Annotated in this window: 26 protein-coding genes; 24 read left to right on the top strand and 2 right to left on the bottom strand. The window is 39.5% G+C overall.

The window, feature by feature from the left end; translation table 11 throughout:
• Positions 1–14 precede the first annotated feature (14 nt).
• The gene (locus ACFS5O_RS10420) at positions 15–146 is read right to left on the bottom strand and encodes a YqzM family protein (protein ID WP_082820577.1); all 132 of its coding nucleotides are present in this window, start codon (positions 144–146) and stop codon (positions 15–17) included.
• Between the two features lie 277 nt (positions 147–423).
• On the opposite strand from ACFS5O_RS10420, the gene holA reads away from it, so the two are divergent.
• The gene (gene holA, locus ACFS5O_RS10425) at positions 424–1,458 is read left to right on the top strand and encodes a DNA polymerase III subunit delta (RefSeq protein ID WP_318300243.1); all 1,035 of its coding nucleotides are present in this window, start codon (positions 424–426) and stop codon (positions 1,456–1,458) included.
• 176 nt (positions 1,459–1,634) lie between these two features.
• On the opposite strand, the gene rpsT is transcribed toward holA, so the two are convergent.
• Positions 1,635–1,901: a 30S ribosomal protein S20 gene (gene rpsT, locus ACFS5O_RS10430; RefSeq protein WP_066291124.1), complete on the bottom strand. Its 267-nt coding sequence runs from the start codon at positions 1,899–1,901 to the stop codon at positions 1,635–1,637.
• Positions 1,902–2,057: 156 nt separating this feature from the next.
• Here rpsT and gpr point away from each other — a divergent pair, with 156 nt between their 5' ends.
• The 23 genes from gpr to ACFS5O_RS10545 all read left to right on the top strand — a co-directional run bounded on the left by gpr (position 2,058) and on the right by ACFS5O_RS10545 (position 25,301).
• Complete coding sequence (gene gpr / locus ACFS5O_RS10435; RefSeq protein WP_191753771.1) at positions 2,058–3,167, top strand: GPR endopeptidase; 1,110 nt, start codon at positions 2,058–2,060, stop codon at positions 3,165–3,167.
• 68 nt (positions 3,168–3,235) lie between these two features.
• Positions 3,236–3,589: a DUF3679 domain-containing protein gene (locus ACFS5O_RS10440; protein ID WP_205726906.1), complete on the top strand. Its 354-nt coding sequence runs from the start codon at positions 3,236–3,238 to the stop codon at positions 3,587–3,589.
• Between the two features lie 231 nt (positions 3,590–3,820).
• Positions 3,821–5,659 carry a translation elongation factor 4 gene (gene lepA / locus ACFS5O_RS10445; RefSeq protein ID WP_066396318.1) on the top strand — a complete coding sequence of 613 codons (1,839 nt, stop codon included), beginning with the start codon at positions 3,821–3,823 and terminating at the stop codon, positions 5,657–5,659.
• A gap of 73 nt (positions 5,660–5,732) precedes the next feature.
• Positions 5,733–6,878 carry a radical SAM family heme chaperone HemW gene (gene hemW / locus ACFS5O_RS10450; RefSeq protein ID WP_205726905.1) on the top strand — a complete coding sequence of 382 codons (1,146 nt, stop codon included), beginning with the start codon at positions 5,733–5,735 and terminating at the stop codon, positions 6,876–6,878.
• Positions 6,879–6,958: 80 nt separating this feature from the next.
• Positions 6,959–7,984, top strand: coding sequence for a heat-inducible transcriptional repressor HrcA (hrcA, locus tag ACFS5O_RS10455; protein ID WP_137788831.1), 1,026 nt, complete (start codon positions 6,959–6,961; stop codon positions 7,982–7,984).
• 25 nt (positions 7,985–8,009) lie between these two features.
• Positions 8,010–8,582 (top strand): nucleotide exchange factor GrpE, encoded by a 573-nt coding sequence (gene grpE, locus ACFS5O_RS10460; protein ID WP_205726904.1) that lies wholly within the window; start codon positions 8,010–8,012, stop codon positions 8,580–8,582.
• A 34-nt stretch (positions 8,583–8,616) separates the two neighbouring features.
• The gene (dnaK, locus tag ACFS5O_RS10465; protein WP_205726903.1) at positions 8,617–10,449 is read left to right on the top strand and encodes a molecular chaperone DnaK; all 1,833 of its coding nucleotides are present in this window, start codon (positions 8,617–8,619) and stop codon (positions 10,447–10,449) included.
• Between the two features lie 174 nt (positions 10,450–10,623).
• A complete protein-coding gene (dnaJ, locus tag ACFS5O_RS10470; protein WP_205726902.1) occupies positions 10,624–11,736 on the top strand; it encodes a molecular chaperone DnaJ in 1,113 nt (370 codons plus the stop codon).
• A 300-nt stretch (positions 11,737–12,036) separates the two neighbouring features.
• Entirely contained in the window at positions 12,037–12,978 is a 942-nt protein-coding gene (gene prmA, locus ACFS5O_RS10475; protein WP_205726901.1) for a 50S ribosomal protein L11 methyltransferase, read from the top strand.
• A gap of 17 nt (positions 12,979–12,995) precedes the next feature.
• The gene (locus ACFS5O_RS10480; protein WP_205726900.1) at positions 12,996–13,748 is read left to right on the top strand and encodes a 16S rRNA (uracil(1498)-N(3))-methyltransferase; all 753 of its coding nucleotides are present in this window, start codon (positions 12,996–12,998) and stop codon (positions 13,746–13,748) included.
• 5 nt (positions 13,749–13,753) lie between these two features.
• Positions 13,754–15,106, top strand: coding sequence for a tRNA (N(6)-L-threonylcarbamoyladenosine(37)-C(2))-methylthiotransferase MtaB (gene mtaB / locus ACFS5O_RS10485; protein ID WP_205726899.1), 1,353 nt, complete (start codon positions 13,754–13,756; stop codon positions 15,104–15,106).
• 163 nt (positions 15,107–15,269) lie between these two features.
• Positions 15,270–15,944 (top strand): deoxyribose-phosphate aldolase, encoded by a 675-nt coding sequence (deoC, locus tag ACFS5O_RS10490; RefSeq protein WP_205726898.1) that lies wholly within the window; start codon positions 15,270–15,272, stop codon positions 15,942–15,944.
• Positions 15,945–16,091: 147 nt separating this feature from the next.
• Positions 16,092–16,265 carry a 30S ribosomal protein S21 gene (rpsU, locus tag ACFS5O_RS10495; RefSeq protein WP_066237650.1) on the top strand — a complete coding sequence of 58 codons (174 nt, stop codon included), beginning with the start codon at positions 16,092–16,094 and terminating at the stop codon, positions 16,263–16,265.
• A gap of 20 nt (positions 16,266–16,285) precedes the next feature.
• Positions 16,286–16,729, top strand: coding sequence for a GatB/YqeY domain-containing protein (locus ACFS5O_RS10500; RefSeq protein ID WP_205726897.1), 444 nt, complete (start codon positions 16,286–16,288; stop codon positions 16,727–16,729).
• Positions 16,730–16,830: 101 nt separating this feature from the next.
• Complete coding sequence (locus ACFS5O_RS10505; RefSeq protein WP_205726896.1) at positions 16,831–18,159, top strand: NfeD family protein; 1,329 nt, start codon at positions 16,831–16,833, stop codon at positions 18,157–18,159.
• A 21-nt stretch (positions 18,160–18,180) separates the two neighbouring features.
• Complete coding sequence (floA, locus tag ACFS5O_RS10510; protein ID WP_066396287.1) at positions 18,181–19,188, top strand: flotillin-like protein FloA; 1,008 nt, start codon at positions 18,181–18,183, stop codon at positions 19,186–19,188.
• Between the two features lie 2 nt (positions 19,189–19,190).
• The gene (locus ACFS5O_RS10515; RefSeq protein ID WP_205726895.1) at positions 19,191–19,625 is read left to right on the top strand and encodes a hypothetical protein; all 435 of its coding nucleotides are present in this window, start codon (positions 19,191–19,193) and stop codon (positions 19,623–19,625) included.
• A 72-nt stretch (positions 19,626–19,697) separates the two neighbouring features.
• Positions 19,698–19,979, top strand: coding sequence for a sporulation protein YqfC (gene yqfC / locus ACFS5O_RS10520; RefSeq protein ID WP_205726894.1), 282 nt, complete (start codon positions 19,698–19,700; stop codon positions 19,977–19,979).
• Positions 19,980–20,005: 26 nt separating this feature from the next.
• Positions 20,006–21,196, top strand: coding sequence for a sporulation protein YqfD (gene yqfD, locus ACFS5O_RS10525; protein ID WP_205726893.1), 1,191 nt, complete (start codon positions 20,006–20,008; stop codon positions 21,194–21,196).
• A gap of 5 nt (positions 21,197–21,201) precedes the next feature.
• Entirely contained in the window at positions 21,202–22,164 is a 963-nt protein-coding gene (locus ACFS5O_RS10530; protein ID WP_144698989.1) for a PhoH family protein, read from the top strand.
• Between the two features lie 190 nt (positions 22,165–22,354).
• Complete coding sequence (locus ACFS5O_RS10535) at positions 22,355–24,472, top strand: HD family phosphohydrolase (RefSeq protein WP_205726892.1); 2,118 nt, start codon at positions 22,355–22,357, stop codon at positions 24,470–24,472.
• 2 nt (positions 24,473–24,474) lie between these two features.
• Positions 24,475–24,939: an rRNA maturation RNase YbeY gene (ybeY, locus tag ACFS5O_RS10540; RefSeq protein WP_379839632.1), complete on the top strand. Its 465-nt coding sequence runs from the start codon at positions 24,475–24,477 to the stop codon at positions 24,937–24,939.
• Positions 24,936–25,301: a diacylglycerol kinase family protein gene (locus tag ACFS5O_RS10545; protein WP_205726890.1), complete on the top strand. Its 366-nt coding sequence runs from the start codon at positions 24,936–24,938 to the stop codon at positions 25,299–25,301. Before ybeY ends, ACFS5O_RS10545 begins: the two co-directional genes overlap by 4 nt.
• Positions 25,302–25,316: the final 15 nt, after the last annotated feature.

Consider the following 25,316-nt stretch of genomic DNA (forward strand, 5'->3'; position numbering starts at 1 on the left):
GTCTTTTTTATGTACTATGCAATTGCTTTTAGAATGACTCCGATGGCGAAGATTACCGTAAAGAATCCAAATGATACGACAAAACCCATACCGGAATCAATAAGGTCGTTACGCTTACTCTGTACATCTTTTTCGAAATGGTTCATGTGACAACCCTCCTAATCCATCCTTAGTATACGTTATCAATTTTAAAAAATCCATACTGAAAATGCTTTCTTTTGCGTGTTTTATCTAAAACTTACCAAAGATGAGATTCGTTGTCACCAATATTTTTAAAATGCATAGGATATCCTATTAAAGCTAGCCTTAAACGATTATATCGTTTTGGTGTTAGTGTTTATCATAAATGAAGGAACAGACATATGCGCTGTTCCTTCTTTTGCTTGCAAATGCACTTCGTTCCTCATAGGATAAGAGGTAGAGGTGAAAAAGGTGCTTAGTGTAGAAACGTTAAAAAAGAAAATTAAAAATAATGAATCATCCTCGGTCTATCTGATTTGGGGAACCGAAATTTATTTAGCAGAAGAAGCGATACAAACCATAACAGGCCTTTTGTCTCCCGACGAAAAGGACTTTAACTTAAGTGTACATAATCTGGATGAAATCTCTGTACAAGAGATCATTGAAGACGCAGAAACGATGCCTTTCTTAGGAGATCGCCGGGTCGTCGTAATAAAAAACGCAAACTTCTTAACGGCTGCAAAAGATAAATCTAAGATCGAACACGACTTCAAAGTATTTGAAAAGTACATACAAAACCCTGCAGAATTTACGACGTTAGTCATCGTAGTTCCCCATGAAAAACTTGATGAACGCAAGAAAATAGTAAAATTGGTAAAAGCACAATCTGAAATGATTCAGGTTTCCGAACTTAGTAACGATACGGCAGAAAAGTGGCTACATAAGGAAGCTTCAAATTTAGAGGTATCCATTGATGGAGAAGCGGTTCAATTACTTCTTTCAAGACTAGGAACGCGCATGGCAGTATTGGCAAAAGAAATGGAAAAAATGGCGCTCTTTGTAGGTGTGAATGGTGTAATTACGAAGGAAACTGTGGATACATTAGTAGCAAGAACTCTAGAAGATGATGTTTTTGCATTAGTCGATCATGTGGTGCATAAACGAACAGAACAAGCGCTAAGAAGTTTTTATGATCTTATGAAACAAAATCAGGAGCCGATACAGATTCATGCTTTGATCACAAGGCAATTTCGCATGATAAATGGCGTCAAAGAACTGCAAAAGAAAGGATATGGAGAAAAGCAAATTGCTTCTTCTCTAAAACTGCATCCTTACGCAGTAAAGCTTGCGGCAAAACATGCGAATCGATTTCAAGAAGTTTTTCTTAGGGAATGTCTGAATGAATTTGCTGAAACGGATTATAAATTAAAAACGGGACAGATGGACAAAACACTCTTACTAGAATTAGAGATCGTTAAGCTCTCACAAGGCTCATAGAGGCGGAACATACTTTGATCCAACTCAAGTATCAAAAAAGTGAGAGTATCGACATAATGTGCAGAAATCAAAAAATCCAGCTCATCTTTAAAAGATGAGCTGGATTTTTAACATTTTGTACAAATAAAAAAACGACCTATTGGTGTAAGGCCGTTTTTCGGGTTTCATCCTTCAATTTATGCGTTAACACCGTTTAAAGCCTTAGCAAGACGAGACTTTTGGCGAGAAGCTGCATTTTTGTGGATAAGTCCTTTGTTTGCTGCTTTGTCAATCTTCTTAGAAGCAGTAACAAAAGCTGCTTGAGCACCTTCTGCATTGTTTGAAGCTGCAAGTGCTTCAAAGTTTTTGATAGCAGTACGCATGCCAGACTTTAGTGAAGCGTTGTGTGCACGACGCTTTTCGTTAGTTTTTACACGTTTAATCGCTGATTTAATATTAGCCAATCCATTCACCTCCCTAAATGAACCATGAGCAACAAAATTACTTTCCGTTGCAAAAAATAGGACACAAAGTATTCTATCAAAATCGCCTTCTAAATGCAATACAAGAATGAAAAGGAAGAGTTGCGGCAAAAATAATACAAAGGAAGGTGGTAGATTATGGGTAAGGATTTGGACCTGTCAGCTTATTCAGTGCGAACAGATCTGGCGATAGAAGCGCACGACATGCTACTAAAAGAAGATGAAGTCGTCAATAAAAGCACACTTGAAGGTGTCATCATACATGAAAAAGATAGAGATGGTATCAAGATCGTTAGAGTTGAGATCGACGAAAAGGGAGCGGAGACTACCGGGAAAAAAGCAGGGGTGTACGTCACTTTTGAGGTTCAAGGAATTCGTGAAAAAGATTCAAAGCTTCAAGAACGCGTGCAAGAAGTTTTTGCACATGATTTTAATCGTTTCTTAAAAGAACAAGGTATCAAGCAGGATGATACTTGTCTCGTTGTAGGTTTGGGGAATTGGAATGTAACTCCTGATTCTCTTGGTCCATTGGTTGTTGAAAATCTGACCATCACAAAGCATCTGTTCGAGTTAGCTCCTGAAAACGTTGAAGAAGGATTTCGTCCAGTCTGTGCGATATCACCAGGAGTCATGGGCATTACAGGTATAGAGACGAGTGATATCATCGATGGTATCGTTAAAAAAGCAAATCCTGATTTTGTAATCGCGATCGATGCGCTAGCATCCCGTTCGATCGAACGGGTGAACGCCACGATACAAGTTTCAAATACTGGTATCCATCCGGGGTCAGGTGTGGGAAACAAGCGTAAAGAACTTAGCAAAGAAACACTAGGGATACCGGTTATCTCTATTGGAATTCCTACGGTAGTTGATGCGGCTACGATCACTAGTGATACGATTGATTTTATCTTGAAACACTTTGGTCGTGAGATGAATGAAAAGGATAAACCCTCAAAATCCCTTTTACCAGCGGGTATGACGTTTGGGGAAAAGAAAGTACTAACAGACGACGATTTGCCTGAGGAAGATCATCGTAAATCGTTCTTAGGAATTGTCGGTGTCTTAGAAGAAGATGAAAAGCTTCGATTGATTCGTGAAGTGCTTGCGCCGATCGGGCATAATTTGATGGTTACACCGAAAGAGGTGGATGTGTTCATTGAAGACATGGCCAATGTATTAGCGAATGGTCTGAACACGGCACTTCATGGTGGCATCGATCAAGGAAATACTTCTTCTTATACACATTAAAATGTAGGCATGTTTGGACAAGCTTGTGCATAAATTATAATCGTATATCCCCATGTGGAGGAATGATCATGACAAAATTTATGTTAAAGTGTTTCGGACTGGTTACTATTCTTTTATTTGGGGTTCTGTTCGGTATTCAAAAAGCGCATTTCGAAATGGATGAGCTTAAAGGATCTTCTCTAAAAAGTGTTGAATCGAACTCGACTCCTTCTAACGAGCAAAAAGAAACGAAACAAAACCCTGCTTCCATAACAAGTCATGATATTAAAACAAAACAAGAAACATTAAGTGAAATAGATTCGTTCAATGTTTTTTCAGCACTTGGGCAAAGACTAACATCGTTGATTTCTTCTGCTTTTGGTGTCATGATCTCTATATTTGGTGTTATTATTAGTGAGATGCTAGCTGTATTTTCACCATAGAACCATAAAGGATATTTCCTTTATCGGTTCTTTTTATTTTGGGGTGATCTTCAAATAACACTCTAAATTTGTTAAAACGTAAACTGAACAGAACAAAGATTTTTGTATAGGGTTACTATGAACTTAGACAATAGCTTCACCCTATTTTTTAGGTTGTGATTGAAACGGATACTTTGTATTGCTATAATCAAAGCTAGTGACTTTTCCTAAAATTGTAGGAGTGAACGTATAATGAACAGAGAAGAAAAATTAAAAAGACAAGCTAAGATCAGGAATTTCTCCATAATTGCTCATATTGACCATGGGAAATCTACTTTAGCGGACAGAATTTTGGAAGAAACGAGTGCACTAACACAGCGTGAGATGAAAGAGCAGCTGTTAGACTCAATGGATCTTGAACGTGAACGTGGAATAACGATTAAATTAAATGCTGTACAGCTGCAATATAAAGCAAAAGACGGTGAGATTTATACGTTCCACTTAATTGATACCCCAGGACACGTAGACTTTACATACGAAGTGTCTAGAAGCTTAGCGGCCTGCGAGGGAGCCTTACTTATCGTAGATGCTGCTCAAGGAATCGAAGCACAGACGTTAGCGAACGTTTACTTGGCTCTTGAGAATGATCTAGAGATCCTACCGGTTATCAACAAGATTGATCTTCCGAGTGCAGAGCCTGAACGAGTGCGTCAAGAAATCGAGGATGTTATCGGTTTGGATGCTTCAGAGGCAGTACTTGCTTCAGCAAAAGCAGGTATTGGTATTCAAGATATTCTAGAACAGATCGTAGCAAAAGTTCCAGCACCACCTGGGGATCCTGAAGGGCCTCTAAAAGCGCTAATCTTCGACTCTCTTTATGATCCTTATAGAGGCGTCGTTACGTATATTCGTGTGGCAGAAGGAACGGTTAAAGTTGGCGATAAGATTAAGATGATGGCGACAGGCAAAGAGTTTGAAGTGTTGGAACTTGGAGTGTTTACGCCAAAAGCGGTACAAAAAGACTTCTTAACGGTTGGAGACGTTGGTTTCTTAACAGCTTCGATCAAAAATGTTGGAGACACACAAGTCGGGGATACGATCACGAGCGCAGTTAAAGGTGCATCAGAGCCCCTACCTGGTTATAGAAAGATGAACCCGATGGTATACTGTGGTTTATATCCAGTAGACACAGCGAAATATAACGATCTTCGTGAAGCTTTAGAACGACTAGTGCTAAATGATTCTGCTCTTCAATATGAGCCTGAAACCTCTCAAGCTCTTGGATTTGGTTTCCGTTGCGGATTTTTAGGATTGCTTCACATGGAAATCATTCAAGAACGTATCGAGCGAGAGTTTAACATCGACTTGATCGCGACAGCTCCGAGTGTTATCTACAATGTTACGATGACAGATGGAGAAAAAATCATTGTTGATAACCCGGCGAACATGCCAGAGGCTCAAAAGATCTCTGTTGTCGAAGAACCGTATGTTAAAGCATCTATCATGACACCGAACGATTATGTTGGTACGATTATGGAGATCTGTCAGAAGAAACGTGGTATCTTCATGACGATGGATTATTTAGAAAACAACCGTGTGAATGTTCTCTATGAAATCCCTCTTTCTGAGATCGTGTATGATTTCTTTGATCAATTAAAATCAAGCACGAAGGGATACGCATCTCTAGACTATGAATTGATCGGTTATAAGCCATCTAAACTGGTAAAAATGGAAATATTATTGAACAATGAGAAGATCGACGCATTATCGGTAATCGTTCATAAAGATTTTGCCTATGAGCGAGGAAAGGTAGTTGTTGAGAAGCTTAAAGAGCTTATCCCGCGTCAACAGTTTGAAGTACCGATCCAAGCGGCAATCGGACAAAAAATCGTGGCACGTTCAAACATTAAAGCATTGCGTAAGAACGTATTGGCAAAATGTTACGGTGGAGACATCTCCCGTAAGCGTAAGCTTTTAGATAAGCAAAAAGAAGGTAAGAAGCGTATGAAGACGATCGGTCGAGTAGACGTTCCTCAAGAAGCGTTTATGGCGGTTCTTCGTATGGATGATACAAATAATAACAACAAATAAAAAGCAACTTAAGACCGCGAAGGCAATTCTAGCGGTCTTTCCTAATTTATGAGACAAAAAGGCGGTGAACATCTTGCTTAAAGCTGCATATCTGCATATCCCATTCTGTGTCCAAATTTGTCATTATTGTGATTTTAACAAGATATTTATTCATCAGCAGCCAGTGGATGAGTATCTACAATCTATGAAAAAAGAAATGATTCATACTACGACGAGGTTCAAGAATTATGAGATGGAAACCATCTTCGTAGGTGGTGGAACACCAACCGCTTTGAGCGAACAACAGCTGCAAACGTTTTTAAGTGATGTGAATGAAGTGCTAGGTAGCAGATCTTTAAAAGAATTCACGGTTGAAGCGAACCCAGAGCAGACAACAAAAGAAAAGATATCAGTTTTAAAAGCGAATGGAGTTAACCGGCTAAGTGTTGGCGTTCAGGCTTTTCAGTCTTCTTTGCTAAAAAAGTTAGGAAGAACACATACCAAAGAAGATATCTATTCTACGGTTGCAGAGGCAAAAAAAGCTGGCATTGATAACATGTCGATCGATCTCATGTTTGGGCTGCCAGGCCAAACGATGGATATGTTTAAGGAATCGGTAGATGAAGCATTAGCATTAGATATTCCTCACATTTCGTCCTATTCGCTGCAGATCGAAAAGAAAACTGTTTTTTATAACTTGGCTCAAAAAGGCAAGTTGATTCTTCCGGAACAAGAGCTTGAAGCTGCGATGTATGATTATTTAATCGAGGCTCTTGATAAAAAAGGATTCAAACAATATGAGATCAGCAATTTTGCAATTCCAGGGTTTGAGAGTAAGCATAATCTCCAATACTGGAACAATAACGAATATTTTGGCATAGGTGCTGGCGCTCATAGTTACGTAGAAGGAACAAGAAGAAGAAATGCAGGTCCCTTAAAACAATATATGAACTTGATCGAGGAAAATGGTTTTCCATATATCGAAGAACATCAGGTTCCACTATCTGAAAAGATGGAAGAAGAAATGTTCATGGGTCTGCGTAAACAAGAAGGTGTTTCTGATAAGACGTTTATAGATCGTTATGGCCGATCCATGTTTGATATCTATAGAGAACCTATTCAAAGACTCATTCAAAAAGGTTGGCTTGAACAGAGAGAAGACACTCTTCTTTTAACAAAGGATGGAAGACCTTTAGGTAACGAGGTCTTTCAAGAATTTATTGGTGTAGTTTTAGATTGACAATGCAGAGTACCTTTTGGTAACTTATATTATAGATTTAGCACTCGCTGTTTAAGAGTGCTAACAAGTGGGGTGATGGTATGTTAACGGAACGACAACTCTTTATTCTTCGTGTTTTAATAGATGACTATATTAAGCATGTTGAGCCTGTAGGTTCCCGTACGATCTCTAAACGAGAGGACATTACCTACAGTCCAGCAACGATTCGAAACGAACTTGCGGACTTGGAGGATCTTGGCTTTCTAGAGAAAACCCATACATCATCTGGTAGAATACCATCTGAAAAAGGATATCGATTTTACGTGGACCACTTACTTCCTTCTCTATCTATGAAAGAAAGTGAGATCGGCCATTCAGAACTCTTATTTACGGAAAAAGTTCAAGAAGCAGAGGCGTTATTCGATCAATCAGCTAAGATTCTATCAGATCTGACAAACTATACATCTGTTGTGTTAGGACCTAACGCATTAGATATGAAGTTGAAGCATATGCAGATCATTCCGATCTCTTCCCAAGTGGCAGTTGCAATTTTTGTGACGAACACAGGACACGTAGAGAACAGACAGATCGTGCTACCCGATACGATTGAACCTTCAGAACTAGAAAAGCTCGTGAACATTCTTAACGAAAGGCTTGCTGGCGTTCGATTGATAGAATTGAACACTCGGATACAGAAAGAACTTTCAGCGGTGTTTAAAAAGCACCTTAAGGATTATCAAAACATGGGGGTATTCTTAGATCAGCTTCTTCTCTGGAGCAAGAAGGAAAAGCTATTTTATGGCGGGAAAACAAATATGCTTTCTCAGCCTGAATTTAGAGATTTAGATAAAGTTAGACCGCTTCTTGATTTTTTAGAAACGCGCGATTTAATGGAAAAGCTCGTGTCATCGACAGAAAAAGGGCTGACCATAAGAATCGGTACAGAGAATGAACACGAAGCGATGAAAAACTGCAGTGTGATCAATGCCTCTTATACGATGCATGGTAAACATATAGGTACGATCTCATTAATCGGCCCAACCAGAATGGAATATCAGAAAGTCATTTCATTACTTGATTCATTATCGAAGGAAATGACGAACCGATTAAACGATTTTTCAAATTAGTGGATTATTTTAGGGAGGTGAAAGCATGAACAAAGAGGACATCACTCAAGATCAAACTCAAACTGATGTGAATGAAGAAGTAACAGAAACAGAAGAAGTTGTTGTTGAAGAAGTAGAATCTGCTACAGAAGAAACGCTTACTGAAGAGCAACAACGCATTTCAGAGCTAGAAACAAAGCTTGAGGAAGCAAGCCAAAAAAATCTTCGCCTTCAAGCGGATTATGATAATTTCCGCCGCAGAACGAGAGAAGAGCAGGCAGCGAGCCTTAAATATAAATCTCAAAGTCTTCTTGAACAGTTATTACCTGCACTTGATAACTTTGAGCGTGCTTTGAAGACTGAAGCTACAAACGATCAGACCAAAACCCTTATTCAAGGTATGGAAATGGTTTATCGTCAACTAGCAGATGCATTGAAACAAGAAGGTCTGACAGAAATTCCTTCAGTAGGTCAAATGTTTGACCCCAACCTGCATCAAGCCGTTATGCAAGTGGAGGATTCTGAAACAGAGTCCAATACAGTTATTGAGGAACTGCAAAAAGGTTATATGTTAAAAGATCGAGTTATTCGACCTGCTATGGTTAAAGTAAACGCGTAGATAAAACTACATATGAATGATGGAGGGAAAAAACATGAGTAAAATCATCGGTATTGACTTAGGTACAACAAACTCTTGTGTAGCTGTTATGGAAGGTGGAGAAGCGGTAGTTATTCCGAACCCGGAAGGTAACCGTACGACACCATCTGTTGTAGCGTTCAAAGATGGAGACCGTTCAGTTGGAGAAGTAGCTAAACGCCAAGCTGTAACGAACCCTAACACGATCATGTCGATCAAACGTTACATGGGAACAGATTACAAAGAAACAGTTGAAGGGAAAGACTATACGCCACAAGAGATCTCTGCGATCATCTTGCAAAAATTAAAGTCTCATGCTGAAGACTATCTTGGAGAAAAAGTTGAAAGAGCGGTAATTACTGTACCTGCTTATTTCAATGATGCACAACGTCAAGCTACAAAGGATGCTGGACAGATTGCTGGACTTCAAGTTGAGCGTATCGTAAACGAGCCTACAGCAGCAGCTTTAGCTTATGGTCTTGAAAAAGACGAAGATCAAACAATCCTAGTATTTGACCTTGGTGGTGGTACGTTTGACGTATCAATTCTTGAACTAGGCGATGGATTCTTTGAAGTAAAAGCTACTTCTGGAGATAACAAGCTTGGTGGAGATGATTTTGACCAAGTGATCATCGACCACTTAGTTAGCGAATTCAAAAAAGAGAACGGTATCGATCTTTCTCAAGACAAGATGGCACTACAACGTTTAAAAGATGCTGCAGAGAAAGCAAAGAAAGACCTTTCAGGTGTAACATCTACACAAATTTCATTACCGTTCATCACAGCTGATGCTTCTGGACCTAAACACTTGGAGTTAAACTTATCACGTGCAAAATTTGAAGATCTTTCTTCAGAATTAGTTGAGCGCACGATGGGACCTACTCGCCGAGCACTTACTGACGCTGGAATGTCACCTTCTGACCTTGATAAAGTAATTCTTGTTGGTGGATCTACTCGTATCCCAGCTGTACAAGAAGCAATCAAGAAGTTTACTGGTAAAGAGCCGCATAAAGGAGTAAATCCTGACGAAGTTGTTGCTCTTGGTGCTGCTATTCAAGGTGGAGTACTTGCTGGAGATGTGAAAGATGTTGTTCTTCTTGATGTAACACCACTTTCATTAGGTATTGAAACGATGGGTGGCGTGTTTACTCGATTGATCGATCGTAACACGACGATTCCAACTTCAAAATCTCAAGTATTCTCAACAGCTGCTGATAACCAAACATCTGTTGATATCCATGTTCTTCAAGGAGAGCGTGAGATGGCAGCGCACAATAAAACGCTTGGAAGATTCCAATTATCTGAGATCCCACCAGCACCACGTGGAGTACCTCAAATCGAAGTGAGCTTTGACATTGATGCGAACGGTATTGTAAATGTACGTGCTAAAGATCTAGGAACGAACAAAGAGCAATCCATTACGATTAAATCTTCTACAGGTCTTTCTGATGAAGAGATCGATCGCATGGTAAAAGACGCTGAAGAAAATGCGGAAGCAGATAAGAAGAAACGTGAAGAGATCGACACTAGAAACGAAGCGGATCAGCTTGTGTTCACAGTTGATAAAACGTTGAAAGACCTTGAAGGCAAAGTAGACGAAGCTGAAGTGAAAAAAGCTGAAGAAGCGAAAGAGAGCTTGAAAAAAGCTCTTGAGGGTGACGATATCGAAGCGATCAAGAAAGAAAAAGAAGCTCTAAGCGAGATCGTTCAACAACTTTCTGTAAAACTTTATGAGCAAGCAGCTCAACAAGCTCAAGCTCAGCAAGGTGATGCAGAAGGTCAATCAACGAAGAACGATGACAACATCGTTGACGCTGATTATGAAGAAGTAAACGACGACAAAAAGTAACACTTAGCAGATAAAAGTCAAAGTCAGGTCATCTTGACTTTGACTTTTTTTCTGAGTTGTATTGATGACAATAATGGACTTAAGGCTGTAACAAAACCTTTGCAGTTTTCGTCTTGAGTCAGGTGGTATTCAATGGTAAGATAACTTTTATGTGAGAATTCGGGAGTGTCCTATATGAGTAAACGAGATTATTACGAAGTACTTGGATTAGATAAAAATGCCTCAAACGATGAGGTGAAAAAAGCATACCGTAAACTTGCCAGAAAGTATCACCCAGATGTTAATAAAGAGGCAGATGCGGAAAATAAATTTAAAGAAGTTAAAGATGCATATGAAACATTAAGTGATCCTCAAAAGAAAGCGCATTATGATCAATTCGGCCATACCGATCCGAACCAAGGATTCGGTGGCGGCGGAGCTGGTTTTGATGGCTTTGGTGATATTTTTGATATGTTCTTCGGTGGGGGCGGCGGTCGTAGAAACCCAAACGGTCCTCGACAAGGAAACGATCTTCAGTACGGACTTAGATTGTCTTTTGAAGAAGCTGTGTTTGGTAAAGAAACTGAAATTCAAATTCCTACAGAAGAAACTTGTGACACATGTCATGGTTCAGGAGCTAAACCAGGAACAAAGCCTGAAACATGTTCACATTGTAATGGAAGCGGTCAGCTGAATGTTGAACAGAATACACCGTTTGGCCGTATTGTTAATCGTCGAGTATGTAACCACTGTAGTGGAAAAGGTAAGATCATAAAAGAAAAATGTAAGACGTGTCATGGAAATGGAAAAGTACGCAAGAACAAGAAAATTTCTGTCAAAGTGCCAGCTGGTGTAGATAACGGCCAGCAGATCCGTATGTCTGGACATGGTGAAGCTGGGGTAAACGGCGGTCCTGCAGGTGATCTTTACGTGGTCTTCCAAGTTGCTGATCATGAGTTCTTCGAGCGTGATGGAGATGATATCCTTTGCGAGATGCCGTTAACGTTCTCTCAAGCAGCGCTAGGTGATGAGATTGAAGTTCCAACATTATACGGTAAAGTGAAGCTGAAGATTCCAGCAGGTACACAAACCGGAACTCATTTCCGTTTAAGAGGAAAAGGTGTTAAAAACGTTCACGGAAGAGGTCAAGGTGACCAGCATATCCAAGTCAAGGTAATCACACCGAAAAACCTAACAGAAAAACAAAAACAGCTTCTACGCGACTTCTCAGAAATCAGCGGAAGCATGCCAGACGAACAACAAGATGGATTCTTCGACAAAGTCAAACGCGCATTTAAAGGCGAGTAAAACCCACATGAAATACCTAAATATATTCCTACATGCATTAAGGGATCTTTAAGTTTTATTTCTAAAAAGATTGTTGCTTTGTGTATAAACATCATTGACAAGTTGATTAGAACGCAAGGTGCGAGACTCCTGCGGGAGGAGCGGCCAGGTGAGACCCCCTTATGGCGCAGAGCGGCAAGGGGGCTCACCGCACGCCCCGCGGAAAGCGAGCAACCTGGAGTGGAAATCAACCACCCTCAATAGTGCCAAAGGAATAGCTTGAAAATTTTAATAGCCAAACTAACAAACGGAGTTGATAAGATGAAATGGTCAGAGATTAGCATCCACACTACTCAGGAAGCTGTTGAACCAGTATCGAATATTTTACATGAGGCGGGAGCTAGTGGAGTTGTGATTGAGGATGTAGATGACCTCTCTAAAGAGCGTCAATCCGTATTTGGTGAAATTTATCAGCTGAACCCTTCTGACTATCCTTCTGAAGGTGTCATTTTAAAAGCTTATTTACCCGTTAACAGTTTTTTAGGTGAAACGGTTGAAGAAATCAAACAAGCGATTACGAACCTGGTTAAATATGACATTGATATTGGAGCTAACACGATTTCCATTTCAGAAGTGAACGAGGAAGAATGGGCGACCGCTTGGAAAAAGTATTACAAACCCGTAAAAATTTCAAAACGCATCACGATCACCCCTACATGGGAAGATTATAAACCCGTACATTCTGATGAACTTATTATTGAGCTTGATCCAGGTATGGCGTTTGGTACAGGAACACACCCAACAACAGTCATGAGTTTGCAAGCTATCGAAAAATATATAGCTGAAGGGGATTCTGTCATTGATGTAGGAACGGGATCTGGTGTATTGAGCATTGCATCAGCTATGTTAGGTGCCAATAAAGTTGAGGCGTATGACCTGGATGAAGTGGCAGTGAATTCTGCACGACTTAATGTAAAGCTGAACAAAGTGAACCAAAAAGTGCATGTTGATCAGAATGATCTCTTAAAGGGGATTGAAGGTCCAGTTGATCTTGTAGTAGGAAATCTCTTAGCAGAAATCATACTCTTGTTTGTTGAAGATACAGCTAAAGTATTAAAGCCAGGTGGGTATTTTATTACGTCTGGAATCATCCAAGGTAAGAAGCGTGACGTTAGAGCGAAATTGGAAGAGCATGGATTTAAGATCGTAGAAGTATTAGAGATGGAAGATTGGGTTGCGATCGTTGCTCAAAATAAGGAATAGGATAGGACGTGCATTTCATGCAAAGGTACTTTGTTCCATCAGAAAACTGGAAAGATGACTCTGTTACGATTACAGGGGATGATGCTAAGCACATCTTAAAGGTGATGAGAATGCAAGTAGGAGACAATTTCATCTGCTGTGATAACAAAGGTCGTACATCTTTGTGTGAAATCATAGAGGTTGACGGTAACGAAGTAGAGACGAAGATTGTGAATGATATCGAGAAAAAGGCTGAGCTTCCTGTCTCTGTTACCATTGCTCAAGGACTGCCAAAAGGGGATAAGTTAGAATATATCATCCAAAAAGGTACCGAACTTGGGGCTTTTTCCTTTTTTCCATTTTCAGCAGACCGTTCTGTTGTAAAATGGGATGACAAAAAAGCGGTTAAGAAAAAAGAAAGACTTGAAAAAATTGCAAAAGAAGCAGCAGAGCAATCACATAGAAACCGGGTTCCAGACATCTTGAATCCTGGTTCTTTTTCTGATTTGCTAAAAATGACAGAACAGTATAAGATAAAAATCGTTGCGTTTGAGGAAGAAGCAAAACAGAATGAAATCTCTCATTTTGCTTCTGCTTTACGTACAGCTGAAGTAGGAGATTCAATCCTATGTGTGATCGGTCCGGAAGGTGGCATCAGTGAAAAAGAAGCAGCCTTGCTTAATGATCATGGTTTTTTATTGTGCGGACTGGGTCCGAGGATTTTAAGGACCGAAACAGCACCATTGTACTTGTTATCAGCTATTTCTTATCATTTTGAATTAAAGGGGTGATCATTATGCCATCCGTAGCATTTCATACATTAGGTTGTAAAGTAAATCATTATGAGACTGAAGCGATCTGGCAGCTTTTCCAAGCTGAAGGATATGAACGTACTGATTTTGATAGTACGGCAGATGTCTATGTTATCAATACATGTACCGTAACGAACACGGGTGATAAAAAGAGCAGACAAGTAATACGAAGAGCTATCCGGAAAAACCCGGACGCTGTTATTTGTGTAACAGGTTGCTATGCTCAAACATCACCTGCAGAAATTATGGCGATTCCAGGGGTAGACGTTGTAGTCGGTACACAAGACCGTTCTAAAATGCTTACTTACATTCAACAGTATAAAGAAGAACGTATGCCTATTAATGGTGTGTCTAACATCATGAAAGCACGTGTGTATGAGGAACTAGATGTTCCTGCATTTACTGATCGAACACGAGCATCGCTCAAGATACAAGAAGGATGTAATAACTTCTGTACGTTCTGTATTATTCCTTGGGCAAGAGGTCTTCTTCGTTCCCGGAAACCGGAAGATGTACTTTCTCAGGCTCAGCAGCTTGTAGACTCTGGTTATAAAGAGATCGTTCTTACCGGCATTCATACTGCTGGATACGGAGAAGATATGAAGGATTATTCTTTTGCGAAGTTGTTGGATGATCTTGATAAGAACATCTCAGGATTAAAACGTATCCGTATCTCATCCATTGAAGCTAGTCAGATCTCTGATGAAGTGATTGAAGTTATGGGTAGGTCAGATAAAGTAGTTCCTCATCTGCACATACCCCTACAATCAGGGTCAAACACTGTGCTTCAACGAATGAGACGAAAATATTCGATGGAGATGTTCGGTGAAAGGTTAGGCCGTTTAAAAGAAGCTCTTCCAGGACTTGCAATTACATCAGATGTAATCGTTGGTTTTCCAGGAGAGACAGAAGAAGAGTTTATGGAAACGTATCGTTTTATCGAGAAACATAAATTTATGGAACTACACGTATTCCCTTACTCAAAACGTACGGGAACTCCAGCTGCAAAGATGGAGGATCAAGTTCCAGAAGATATAAAAAACGAACGTGTACACAAGTTGATTTCTCTATCTGATCAACTAGCAAAAGAATATGCATCCAACTATGAAGATACAGTTGTAGAAGTAATTCCTGAAGAAGCATTTAAAGAAGATCCTACGAGCAAACTATACGTAGGATACACTCCGAATTATCTTAAAGTTTTATTTGAAGGAAACGAAGAGATGATTGGTAAATTGGTTAAAGTGAAAATCACTGAAGCAGGGTATCCTTACAATAAAGGTATATTTGTAAAACAAGAAATGGAAGACATCCTAAAGCAAGCTGTTTCAAGCTAACATCCTGGAGTTCAAGCCCAGGATGTTTTTTTAATCAATCTTGAGGGTTCAAAGTGTTAGTTGTCCTTCACTGTAAATATTTTTGTCATGCTCGATTTATGTCGAAAAATTTGTTATGATACTAACGGTGTTTAATTTTTTTATTTAGAAAGGGTTTGTTGAAATGAGCAATTTAAACGTTGCAAGAATGATCGACCATACAGCATTAAAAGCTGAAACTTCAAAGAAAGAAATCTTAACTCTTTGTGAGGAAGCTAAAAAATATAATTTCTTTTCTGTTTGTGTTAATCCGACTTGGGTTTACACAGCATTCGAACAATTAAAAGATTCTGACGTAGCAGTTTGTACGGTAATTGGTTTTCCACTAGGTGCAAACACTCCAGAAGTTAAAGCGTTCGAAACGAAGAATGCAATTGAAAACGGTGCAACTGAAGTAGATATGGTTATCAACATCGGTGCATTGAAAGATGGCAACTACGAGTTAGTCGAAAAAGATGTTCGTGCAGTTGTTGAAGCTGCTAAAGGTAAAGCTTTAACAAAAGCGATCATTGAAACTTCTCTTCTTACAAACGAAGAAAAAGTAAAAGCATGTGAGATTGCGGTTAAAGCAGGTATCGATTTTGTAAAAACATCAACAGGGTTCTCCACAGGTGGAGCAACAGTAGAAGACATTAAATTGATGCGTGAGACAGTTGGTCCGAACATCGGTGTGAAAGCTTCTGGTGCTGTACGTGACCGCGATACGGCTTTGGCTATGATCGAAGCTGGTGCTACACGTATCGGTGCAAGCGCTGGAATCGCGATTGTAGAAGGCGGAACATCCACTTCCGATTATTAATTTTTACTTTTAAGTCATTTACCTTATCTCCTAAGACCAACTTGTTTAAATTAAGTTGACCGTAATGCAAGGATATATTATAATGGCAAAAGATATGTGACGCATCTTTACTTTATGTAAGGGTGGTCTGGAGGGAGGGAAATACAAATGGCAGAAACACGTATTCGCAAGAATGAATCCATTGATGATGCTCTTCGTCGTTTTAAAAGATCCGTTTCCAAAGATGGAACATTGGCTGAAGTTAAAAAGCGCAAGCATTATGAAAAGCCAAGCGTAAAGCGTAAGAAGAAGGCTGAGGCAGCAAGAAAGCGTAAGTTCTAAGCGGGGTGTAAGTTAGTAAAATGAGTCTTCTTAATGAATTAAACCAAGATATGAAACAAGCGATGAAGGACAAGAACAAGCAAAAGCTTTCTGTAATTCGCATGCTTAAGGCATCACTTCAAAATGAAGCTATCAAGCAAGGGCGTGAATTAAACGAGGAAGAAGAGCTTACCGTTCTTGTACGCGAAATGAAACAAAGAAAAGACTCCCTCCAAGAATTCGAAAAAGCTGGCCGCGATGATCTAGTCGCTGGACTTCAAGATGAAATCGCTGTTCTTACGCCATACTTACCAAAACAGCTGACTGAAGAAGAACTACAAGAAATTGTTGCTCAAACGATTTCTGAAATTGGTGCCACTTCTAAAGCTGATATGGGTAAAGTTATGGGGGCTCTTATGCCTAAAGTTAAAGGGAAAGCCGATGGTGGACTCGTTAACCGTATTGTTCAGCAACAATTATCATAATTGAAATGACAAACGCTCTGTATTTATACAGGGCGTTTTCTTATTTTTTGAAACTTTTTTCCACAAATTAACGTAAAATAGAGTGAAGGGGGTGTTAGTTTGTGAAAAGGGTTCGATTGTTCATCTATTTACTTTGTCTGATTTGGGGAATTTATGGTGTACTCTCAACTTCACAAGTATTTGCAGTAGGTAAAGGTAAGACAGTTACGTTCATACCTGTAGAACATGAAGTTGAAAGAGGCCTTGAAGCTTTTTTAGATCGGAGTATTCAAAAGGCAGAGAAAGATGGAACGGATCATATCGTTCTAGAGATTTATACTCCTGGAGGCAGAGTAGATGCTGCACTACATATCGCAAAAGTCATGAGAGATACAGAAATTCCAATTACAGCCTATGTGGTGAAAAACGCTTTCTCAGCAGGAGCGTATATCGCTTTAAATGCAGACCAGATTGTTATGAAGCCATCAACAACGATTGGATCTGCCGCTGTGATCGACAGTCAAGGAAATACCGCTGGACAAAAAGCTGAGTCTGCATGGAAAGCCGAAATGCTAGCAGCAGCAGAGCTGAATGAAAGAACTCCCGTATACGCTGAGGCGATGGTAGACCCAGACGTTGAGATTCCTGAACTTGGTTTAGAAAAAGGTGAACTACTTACGTTAACAGCCAGTGAAGCATTAAAGGTAGGCTATGCAGAAAAAATCGCAGAAGATCGTCAAGAACTTCTAGCTTATCTAAATCTAGAAGATGCAAAAGTTTTAGAATCTAATCCTACTTTTGCTGATAAGATAGCACGCTTTGTTACTAACCCTGTCGTCGTGCCTATTCTTTTATCATTAGGCAGCTTAGGTCTTGTATTAGAGCTTTATACACCTGGATTTGGAATTGCAGGTTCTATCGGAGCTTTATCCTTACTGCTGTTTTTTTACGGTCATATGATAGCCGGTCTAGCCGGATGGGAAGCAATCATCTTATTTGGTGTTGGTCTGATTTTGCTTATTTTAGAGTTGTTTTTGCCTGGTGGTATAATTGGTATACTGGGGGTGTTGGCAGTGTTAACAGGATTGATCATGGCAGGTGGATCTTTAACAGGAATATTGATCGCCATTGCAATTGCCATTGTTGTTACGATTATCGGATCGTATTTCTTTTTACGATCATTTGGTTATAACGGTTCATTAAAGAAACTCGTCCTATTTGATTCAACAAGCTCTGAAAAGGGTTATCTATCTCATAATGAGCGGAAAGATCTAACAGGCAAGATCGGCGTCACCGCTACAACACTGCGACCTTCTGGAAGTTTAAGACTTGATGATGAGTTCATAGATGTAGTAACAGAAGGATCGTATATTGAAAAAGGTACACCTGTAAAAATTATTAAAGCCTCAGGTGGACGTGTTGTAGTGAGAGAAATAGAAAATAATGAATAAAAAAGAATGGAGAGTGTGTAGATGTTAGAATTCGGATCGATCGCCAGCATAGTGGTCATCGGATTGATTGTAATCGCTCTAGCTGTGTTATTTACGTTTGTACCCGTCATGTTATGGATTTCTGCATTAGCAGCAGGGGTAAGAGTGGGAATCTTTACATTGGTTGGGATGAGATTAAGAAGAGTAATCCCGAACCGTGTAATTAATCCGCTGATTAAAGCTGTAAAAGCGGGACTTGATTTAAGTACGAACCAGCTCGAAAGTCACTATCTAGCTGGGGGGAACGTTGACAGAGTAGTAAATGCGTTGATTGCAGCACACCGTGCGAATATTGAACTAAGCTTTGAACGTGCAGCAGCGATTGATCTAGCGGGACGTGATGTACTCGAAGCTGTTCAGATGAGTGTAAACCCTAAAGTAATAGAAACACCTTTTATCGCCGGTGTAGCATTAGACGGGATTGAAGTAAAAGCAAAAGCAAGAATTACTGTTCGTGCAAACATAGATCGTCTAGTAGGTGGAGCTGGTGAAGAAACGATAATCGCCCGTGTTGGGGAAGGAATCGTTAGTACGATTGGTTCTTCGGCAACACATAAGAAAGTGCTTGAGAACCCAGATTTAATCTCACAGACGGTACTATCAAAAGGGCTAGATGCTGGTACGGCTTTTGAGATTCTGTCCATAGATATTGCAGACATCGATATCGGCAAGAACATTGGAGCGGAACTTCAAACCGATCAGGCGATGGCCGATAAGAATATCGCTCAGGCGAAAGCAGAAGAAAGACGTGCGATGGCCGTAGCGAAAGAACAAGAGATGAAAGCTAGAGTTCAAGAGATGAGAGCAAAAGTTGTAGAAGCAGAAGCAGAGGTGCCAATGGCATTAGCAGAAGCGCTTCGTTCAGGTAACATGGGTTTTATGGATTATATGAACATGAAGAACATCATGGCAGACACTACGATGCGTGAATCGATCAGCAAGTCATCAAACCCTGATAAAGAGAATGATGATAAAGGACGGAAGTTGTAAGTATGAATATTATAGAAGCGATTATTGAAATTCTTTTTGCTAATATCGCTTTTGTTATTCTGATCGCAGGCGGAATTTATAGTGTCTTTAAACGTCAAAAAGAAATGAAGGAAACGAAACGTCCAGAACCTAATCGCCAACGAACAGAAGCGCCTAAACAAACCGTTTCACCTTTTGGTCTGCCTGCTGAACCTCGAGTTAAAAAAGTTAAAGAAGCGATCGAAACCCAAAAGGATACAGTCGATCAAAAAGTTTTTCACCAATCTGCATCTAAACGTGAAGTGAATAAGGCACGATCAGAAAAAGTCTCTAACCGATATCAAGATAAAGAAGATAAAATTATGAACGATTTTAAAGTAGATCAACAAGAGTTACAAAAAGCGATCATATGGTCAGAGATTCTTTCTAAGCCTAAGGCATTGCAAAAGCGTTCTTAACAAAAGGTAACTTGTAATAAGAGTGATAGTTTCACCCCTTCTCTCATAAAAATGGAGAGAGGGGGTTTTTTTATGGGCAAATTGCGGCAGCAAGTAAACAAATGGATGATGCAAAACCTAGAACTACCAGCAGACGTAGTGATGGATTTACCCCGGATCACGATGATTGGACAACTGCACATCTATATTGAAAACCATAGAGGAGTTAAGGCCTTCTCGAATGAACAGCTCACACTCAAACTAAACCAAGGCGTGATTCATATAAAAGGAAGTGAGTTTGTTATTAAAACGATCTTACCTGAAGAAATTTTGTTAGAAGGTACGATCTCTTCAGTTGATTTCGAAAACGAATAATCATCTTCATAACAGGGAGGGACAAGATGAAAACCAAATGGAACCATTTGAAAGGGTATGTGAGGGTAGAAATTATTGGACAAGATTCTAGTTCGTTTATCAATACGTGCATACAATCTGGTATTGGAATATGGGATATACAGCCTCTTGATCAGAACCGCGCACTCATCTCCATATCTGTTTCAGATGTGCAAAAAGCAAGAGGTATATTAAAAGAGAACAAATTAAAGATCAGGATAAAAGAAAAAAAGGGAACGCCGTTTCTTCTGAAGAGAATGTGGAAGAGGAACGGGTTTATCCTTGGCATGCTCTCGTTTATTTGTCTTTTATTTTTATTATCTAATATGATTTGGAATATAAATGTTACGGGGGCAAATCCTAAGACTGAATACGAGTTAAGAAAAGCTGCTGTAGAACTTGGAGTAACAAAAGGGAAATTTATTTTTTTATTACCGAACGTTAGAGAGATACAGCGGGATCTGACAGAGAAGATGGATAATGTTACGTGGATCGGTGTAACTCAACGAGGTACATCATACCGATTTGAAGTGGTCGAAAAGGAGATTCCAGAAGCGAAGCAAATGACAGGACCGAGACATCTTGTTGCTACGAAGGAAGCTGTTATTCACTCTGTATTCGTCGAAAAGGGACAACCTATTGTAGGGGTTAACGACTATGTTAAAAAAGGATCATTGTTGGTCTCAGGTTTGATCGGAAAAGAAAAAAAACCGCAACTTGTAAGTGCGAAAGGTAAGATTTGGGGAGAAGTCTGGTATCAGACAGAGGTCGAAGTCCCGTTAAACACTTCCTTTCAAACATACACAGGTAAGTATAAAAACAGGCATTATGTTTCACTTTTCGGATTGAATGTTCCCGTTTATGGATTTTCAGAAGGAGAATTTAAGGATAAAACGGAAACACTAAATGAATCACCTCTTTATCTAGCTAAATGGAAAATGCCGTTTTCTTATATAAAGAAAGAGATCAGGGAAACCGACGGAGTAAAACGTTCTTATAGTAAAGCCGAGGCAATCGAAGTAGGAAAAAAGATGGCAAAAAAAGAACTTTCAAAAAAATTACCGGATGATGCAAAAATTAATGGTGAAAAAGTTTGGCAACAAAACGTCTCGAATGGTAAAGTTAAACTAACGATGCTCTACCAAGTAATTGAAAATATTGCATCTGCACAACCTATACCTATCCAACAAGGAGAATGAGTAGTTTGTCAGAAACGAAAAGACTTAATTCATTACAACTCGAAAATACGACAGAAGCAGCTTCACTCTTTGGTCCTAACGATGCTTTTTTGAAGGTGATTGAAGACAAGCTTAATGTAAGTATCGTCACCAGAGGAGAAGACATTTTAGTATCCGGTGAACTGAATAAAGCAGAAATGGTTGAAGAGACTTTGTTTGTCTTGCTGAAATTGGTGCGTAAAGGTATTAAGATCTCAGAAAGAGACATTGTTTATGCTGTTCAGCTTGCAGAAAAAAATATGCTCGATGAATTAAGTGAACTTTATGAAGAAGATATTGCTGTTACTGCAAAAGGAAAACCAATTCGTGTAAAAACACTAGGACAACGTCATTATGTGCAGTCCATGAGAAAGCGCGACCTTGTTTTTGGTATCGGTCCTGCTGGTACAGGAAAAACCTATCTTGCAGTGGTGATGGCAGTCAACGCGTTAAAAGAAGGTAAGATGAAAAAGATCGTGCTTACCCGTCCTGCGGTCGAAGCAGGTGAGAGCTTAGGCTTTCTCCCGGGTGATCTAAAAGAAAAAGTAGATCCATATCTGCGTCCCCTCTACGATGCTCTGCATGACCTTCTAGGGGCAGAACATACCGAGAGGCTAATCGAGCGTGGGACGATTGAAATTGCCCCGTTGGCGTACATGAGAGGGCGTACGCTCGATGAAAGCTTTGTCATTTTAGATGAGGCTCAAAATACTACACCAGAACAGATGAAGATGTTTATAACGCGTCTTGGTTTTGGATCAAAGATGGTCATCACAGGTGATCTTACACAGATTGATCTTCCTCGTGGTAAAGAATCAGGATTAAAAGTAACCGAAAAAAGGCTCGAAAGCGTTAAAGGCATCGATTTTATATACTTAAAACAACTGGATGTAGTTCGCCATCCACTTGTTCAGCGAATTATTGAGGCATATGAAACATACGAAGATTAAGGACTCCATCCGTTTGGGGTCTTTTTTTATTCTGAATGGATCATTATAGTCTTTCTGTATGCACGAAGGGATTTAGTGGAAAATTGAATACATATACCAATTAACTAAGCTTTTCTTTTTGAGAAGTACCATAATTGACCAACTTTTGCTAAGATTAGAATAGGATGTACAGTTTAAGGAGTGGTAGCGTTTGGCCAATTTCAGGCATCTTTTGTCTAATTACTTTCGTTTGAGTGTAGCAACAGTATCCTTTATCGTTATGGGAATCATTCTGTTTTCCCTGTTAGTCAGCAACGTAACTCCTAATGTAGTGGATGTTAATGTTTATGAGCGTTCTCCACGCGACATTCAATCACCAATCACGATCCCACTGGAAGATCAGACTGAAGCAAGAAAGAAGCTAGCGGAAGAAAGTGTTAAGAACGAGTATACATTTAATAAAGATCTCGCCCTAGTACAAGCAGAAGGCTTAAAAGATTTATTAGATATCGTCATAACGATCACAGAATCTGAAGAAAAGAAGAAAAAAGAAGACGAGACTACTCTTACTTTAGATCAAAAAGTGACTCAATTAAAAGACTCAATCAATAAATCAGATATATCTGATGAAACGTATATCGCACTTGCTGAAGCAAGTAAAACAGAATTAACTAATGTAAAGAATTTAGCTCCTGATGTAGTGAACAGAGTTTTATCAGAGCCTATCATGGTCGAAGAAGTTGAAGAAGCGCGAAGTGAGGCTATTCAGTTAATACGTGATAACAATCTACCTTATTCACTTCGAAATGCAACAGAAGAGATCACACGAAGCTTTATTATCGCCAACCGAACGTTAGATACAGAGAAAACACGTCAAAAACGTAAAGAAGCGAGTGACAAAGTAGAAGAAGTAGTGATCAGAGAAGGGGAAGTTCTTGTAAAAAGCGGTGCAGTGATCACGCCTGAGATTTTTGATCGGCTTAAAAAGGTTGGATTATTAGATCAAGAAATGAAAACGTATCCGTATTACGGATTATTCCTTTTTGTATTGATCGTAATGGCTGGTTTATATTATTTTATGAAAGAAGAGCGTGAAAAAGAGCATTTTCGAAAATATGTAACCATCTATGCGCTATTGTTTACTTTAACACTTGTTGTGATGAAAGTGTTGAGTGTCAGTACGGAACTCGGTCTCATGAGCCTCATGTATGCTGTTCCTGTTGCAGCAGGTGCGATGATGATCAAGTTGTTGTTCAACGAAGAGCTTGCAGTCGTGTCTACGATTATCTTTGCAATAAGTGCTGCACTGATCTTTAATGAACAAACAGCAGGAAATTTTAACTTTATCATGAGTATGTATGTCTTGTTTAACGGTATCTCAGGAATCGTGTTCTTAGGGAAAACGCAACAACGTTCGAAGATCTTGCAAGCTGGATTTTTCGTTTCTTTTATAGCCATCCTAACCGTAGCGAGTGTGCTGTTATTGCAGAACGGAAAATTTACATCTCTGCAGATTGGTTTGGATCTTGGTTGTGCGGCCATATCAGGTTTTATTTCAGCTGTATTAACATTAGGGCTTCTACCCGTTATTGAATCATCATTTAACATTCTATCTGTGACGAAGTTGATCGAGCTTTCAAATCCGAATCACCCTATCCTAAGAAAGGTTCTCATGGAAGCTCCAGGTACATATCACCATAGCATCATGGTCGCCAATCTTTCAGAAGCGGCATGTGAATCTATTGGAGCGAATGGCTTATTAGCCAGAGTAGGATCGTATTACCACGATGTTGGAAAAACAAAAAGACCGCATTTTTTTATTGAAAATCAGATGAATATGGATAATCCGCATGATAAGATAGCACCACAGCTAAGTAAGACCATCATAACAGCACACCCATATGATGGAGCGGACATGCTCAGGGCAGAAAAGATTCCAAAAGAGATCATTGATATCGCTGAACAGCACCACGGAACGACACTTTTAAAATTTTTCTATCATAAAGCAGCTCAACTCACTGATAAGGAAGTAGCAGAATCAGACTTCCGATATCCAGGGCCAAAAGCTCAAACGAAAGAAGTTGCGATCATCGGGATTTCTGATGCTGTAGAAGCGGCCGTTCGATCGCTTTCGAAACCTACACCAGTTAAGATTGATGGGATCATTCGAAAAATTATAAATGATAGGCTAGAAGATGGTCAGTTCGATGAGTGTGATATCACACTTAAAGAATTAGACATAGTTGCAAAAACACTTACTGAAACGTTAAAAGGGATTTTTCATTCCAGAATTGAGTATCCAGAAGAAACAAAAAAGGTGGAAAAATAATGATGCTACATGTAGAGTATTTGAACGAGATCGATGAAAACAGCACTGAATTCCAAGAGTTATTAAGCAATGTTCTTGAGAAAGCAGCAGAGATGGAAGAAACAGGTCAAGCAGAAGTATCCATAACGATCGTGACAAAAGAGCGAATTCAGGAGATAAACAAGGAATATAGACAAAAAGATAGTGTGACGGATGTTATTTCTTTTGCTATGGAAGAAATGGGTGAAGACGAGACAGAGATCATTGGTGGTGAAGAGACAAGGTTCTTAGGAGATATCATCATCTGTCTAGATGTTGCGAAAGAACAAGCGGAAGAATACGGACACTCTCTAGACAGAGAGATGGGTTTTCTTGCGGTTCACGGCTTTTTGCATTTGTTAGGTTATGACCATATGAACGAAGAAGATGAAAAAAGAATGTTTGGAAGACAAGAAGAGATCCTGGAGCAATATGGTCTGAGAAGATGATTGATTGGAAAAAGTTGTTCTCAAGTTTTGGCTTTGCTTTTACAGGAATTATCTCAACCTTTAAATCGGAACAAAACTTTAAGATTCACACCTTTATAAGTGTAATCGTGATCATCGTCGCGGTTGCACTTGATTTTTCTAAAGAAAGATTTGTCCTTTTATTTATTGTGATCGGAATCGTACTGTCGCTTGAACTAGTGAACACGGCGATCGAGAGCTCGATCGATCTCATAACAGAGAGGCAACACCCACTAGCAAAGAAGGCAAAAGATGCTGCTGCAGGTGCAGTTTTGGTTTTTTCAATATTTGCTGTTATAATCGGTATACTGCTATTTATTGAACCGCTGATAGATAGTATGTAGTTATTTTTGTTAAGA

Source organism: Fictibacillus nanhaiensis, from assembly GCF_042686385.1.
In the GTDB taxonomy this organism is placed as follows: Bacteria; Bacillota; Bacilli; order Bacillales; family Fictibacillaceae; genus Fictibacillus; species Fictibacillus nanhaiensis.

Excerpts from the sequence above, each read along its gene's own strand:
- yqfC (WP_205726894.1), top strand. The coding sequence starts at position 19,698 with ATGGGCAAATTGCGGCAGCAAGTAAACAAATGGATGATGCAAAACCTA.
- ybeY (WP_379839632.1), top strand. The coding sequence starts at position 24,475 with ATGCTACATGTAGAGTATTTGAACGAGATCGATGAAAACAGCACTGAA.
- gpr (WP_191753771.1), top strand. The coding sequence starts at position 2,058 with ATGGGTAAGGATTTGGACCTGTCAGCTTATTCAGTGCGAACAGATCTG.
- dnaK (WP_205726903.1), top strand. The coding sequence starts at position 8,617 with ATGAGTAAAATCATCGGTATTGACTTAGGTACAACAAACTCTTGTGTA.
- floA (WP_066396287.1), top strand. The coding sequence starts at position 18,181 with ATGTTAGAATTCGGATCGATCGCCAGCATAGTGGTCATCGGATTGATT.
- deoC (WP_205726898.1), top strand. The coding sequence starts at position 15,270 with ATGAGCAATTTAAACGTTGCAAGAATGATCGACCATACAGCATTAAAA.
- grpE (WP_205726904.1), top strand. The coding sequence starts at position 8,010 with ATGAACAAAGAGGACATCACTCAAGATCAAACTCAAACTGATGTGAAT.
- prmA (WP_205726901.1), top strand. The coding sequence starts at position 12,037 with ATGAAATGGTCAGAGATTAGCATCCACACTACTCAGGAAGCTGTTGAA.
- lepA (WP_066396318.1), top strand. The coding sequence starts at position 3,821 with ATGAACAGAGAAGAAAAATTAAAAAGACAAGCTAAGATCAGGAATTTC.
- hrcA (WP_137788831.1), top strand. The coding sequence starts at position 6,959 with ATGTTAACGGAACGACAACTCTTTATTCTTCGTGTTTTAATAGATGAC.
- mtaB (WP_205726899.1), top strand. The coding sequence starts at position 13,754 with ATGCCATCCGTAGCATTTCATACATTAGGTTGTAAAGTAAATCATTAT.
- ACFS5O_RS10545 (WP_205726890.1), top strand. The coding sequence starts at position 24,936 with ATGATTGATTGGAAAAAGTTGTTCTCAAGTTTTGGCTTTGCTTTTACA.
- dnaJ (WP_205726902.1), top strand. The coding sequence starts at position 10,624 with ATGAGTAAACGAGATTATTACGAAGTACTTGGATTAGATAAAAATGCC.
- yqfD (WP_205726893.1), top strand. The coding sequence starts at position 20,006 with ATGAAAACCAAATGGAACCATTTGAAAGGGTATGTGAGGGTAGAAATT.
- ACFS5O_RS10420 (WP_082820577.1), bottom strand. The coding sequence starts at position 146 with ATGAACCATTTCGAAAAAGATGTACAGAGTAAGCGTAACGACCTTATT.
- ACFS5O_RS10480 (WP_205726900.1), top strand. The coding sequence starts at position 12,996 with ATGCAAAGGTACTTTGTTCCATCAGAAAACTGGAAAGATGACTCTGTT.
- ACFS5O_RS10440 (WP_205726906.1), top strand. The coding sequence starts at position 3,236 with ATGACAAAATTTATGTTAAAGTGTTTCGGACTGGTTACTATTCTTTTA.
- ACFS5O_RS10500 (WP_205726897.1), top strand. The coding sequence starts at position 16,286 with ATGAGTCTTCTTAATGAATTAAACCAAGATATGAAACAAGCGATGAAG.
- ACFS5O_RS10515 (WP_205726895.1), top strand. The coding sequence starts at position 19,191 with ATGAATATTATAGAAGCGATTATTGAAATTCTTTTTGCTAATATCGCT.
- rpsU (WP_066237650.1), top strand. The coding sequence starts at position 16,092 with ATGGCAGAAACACGTATTCGCAAGAATGAATCCATTGATGATGCTCTT.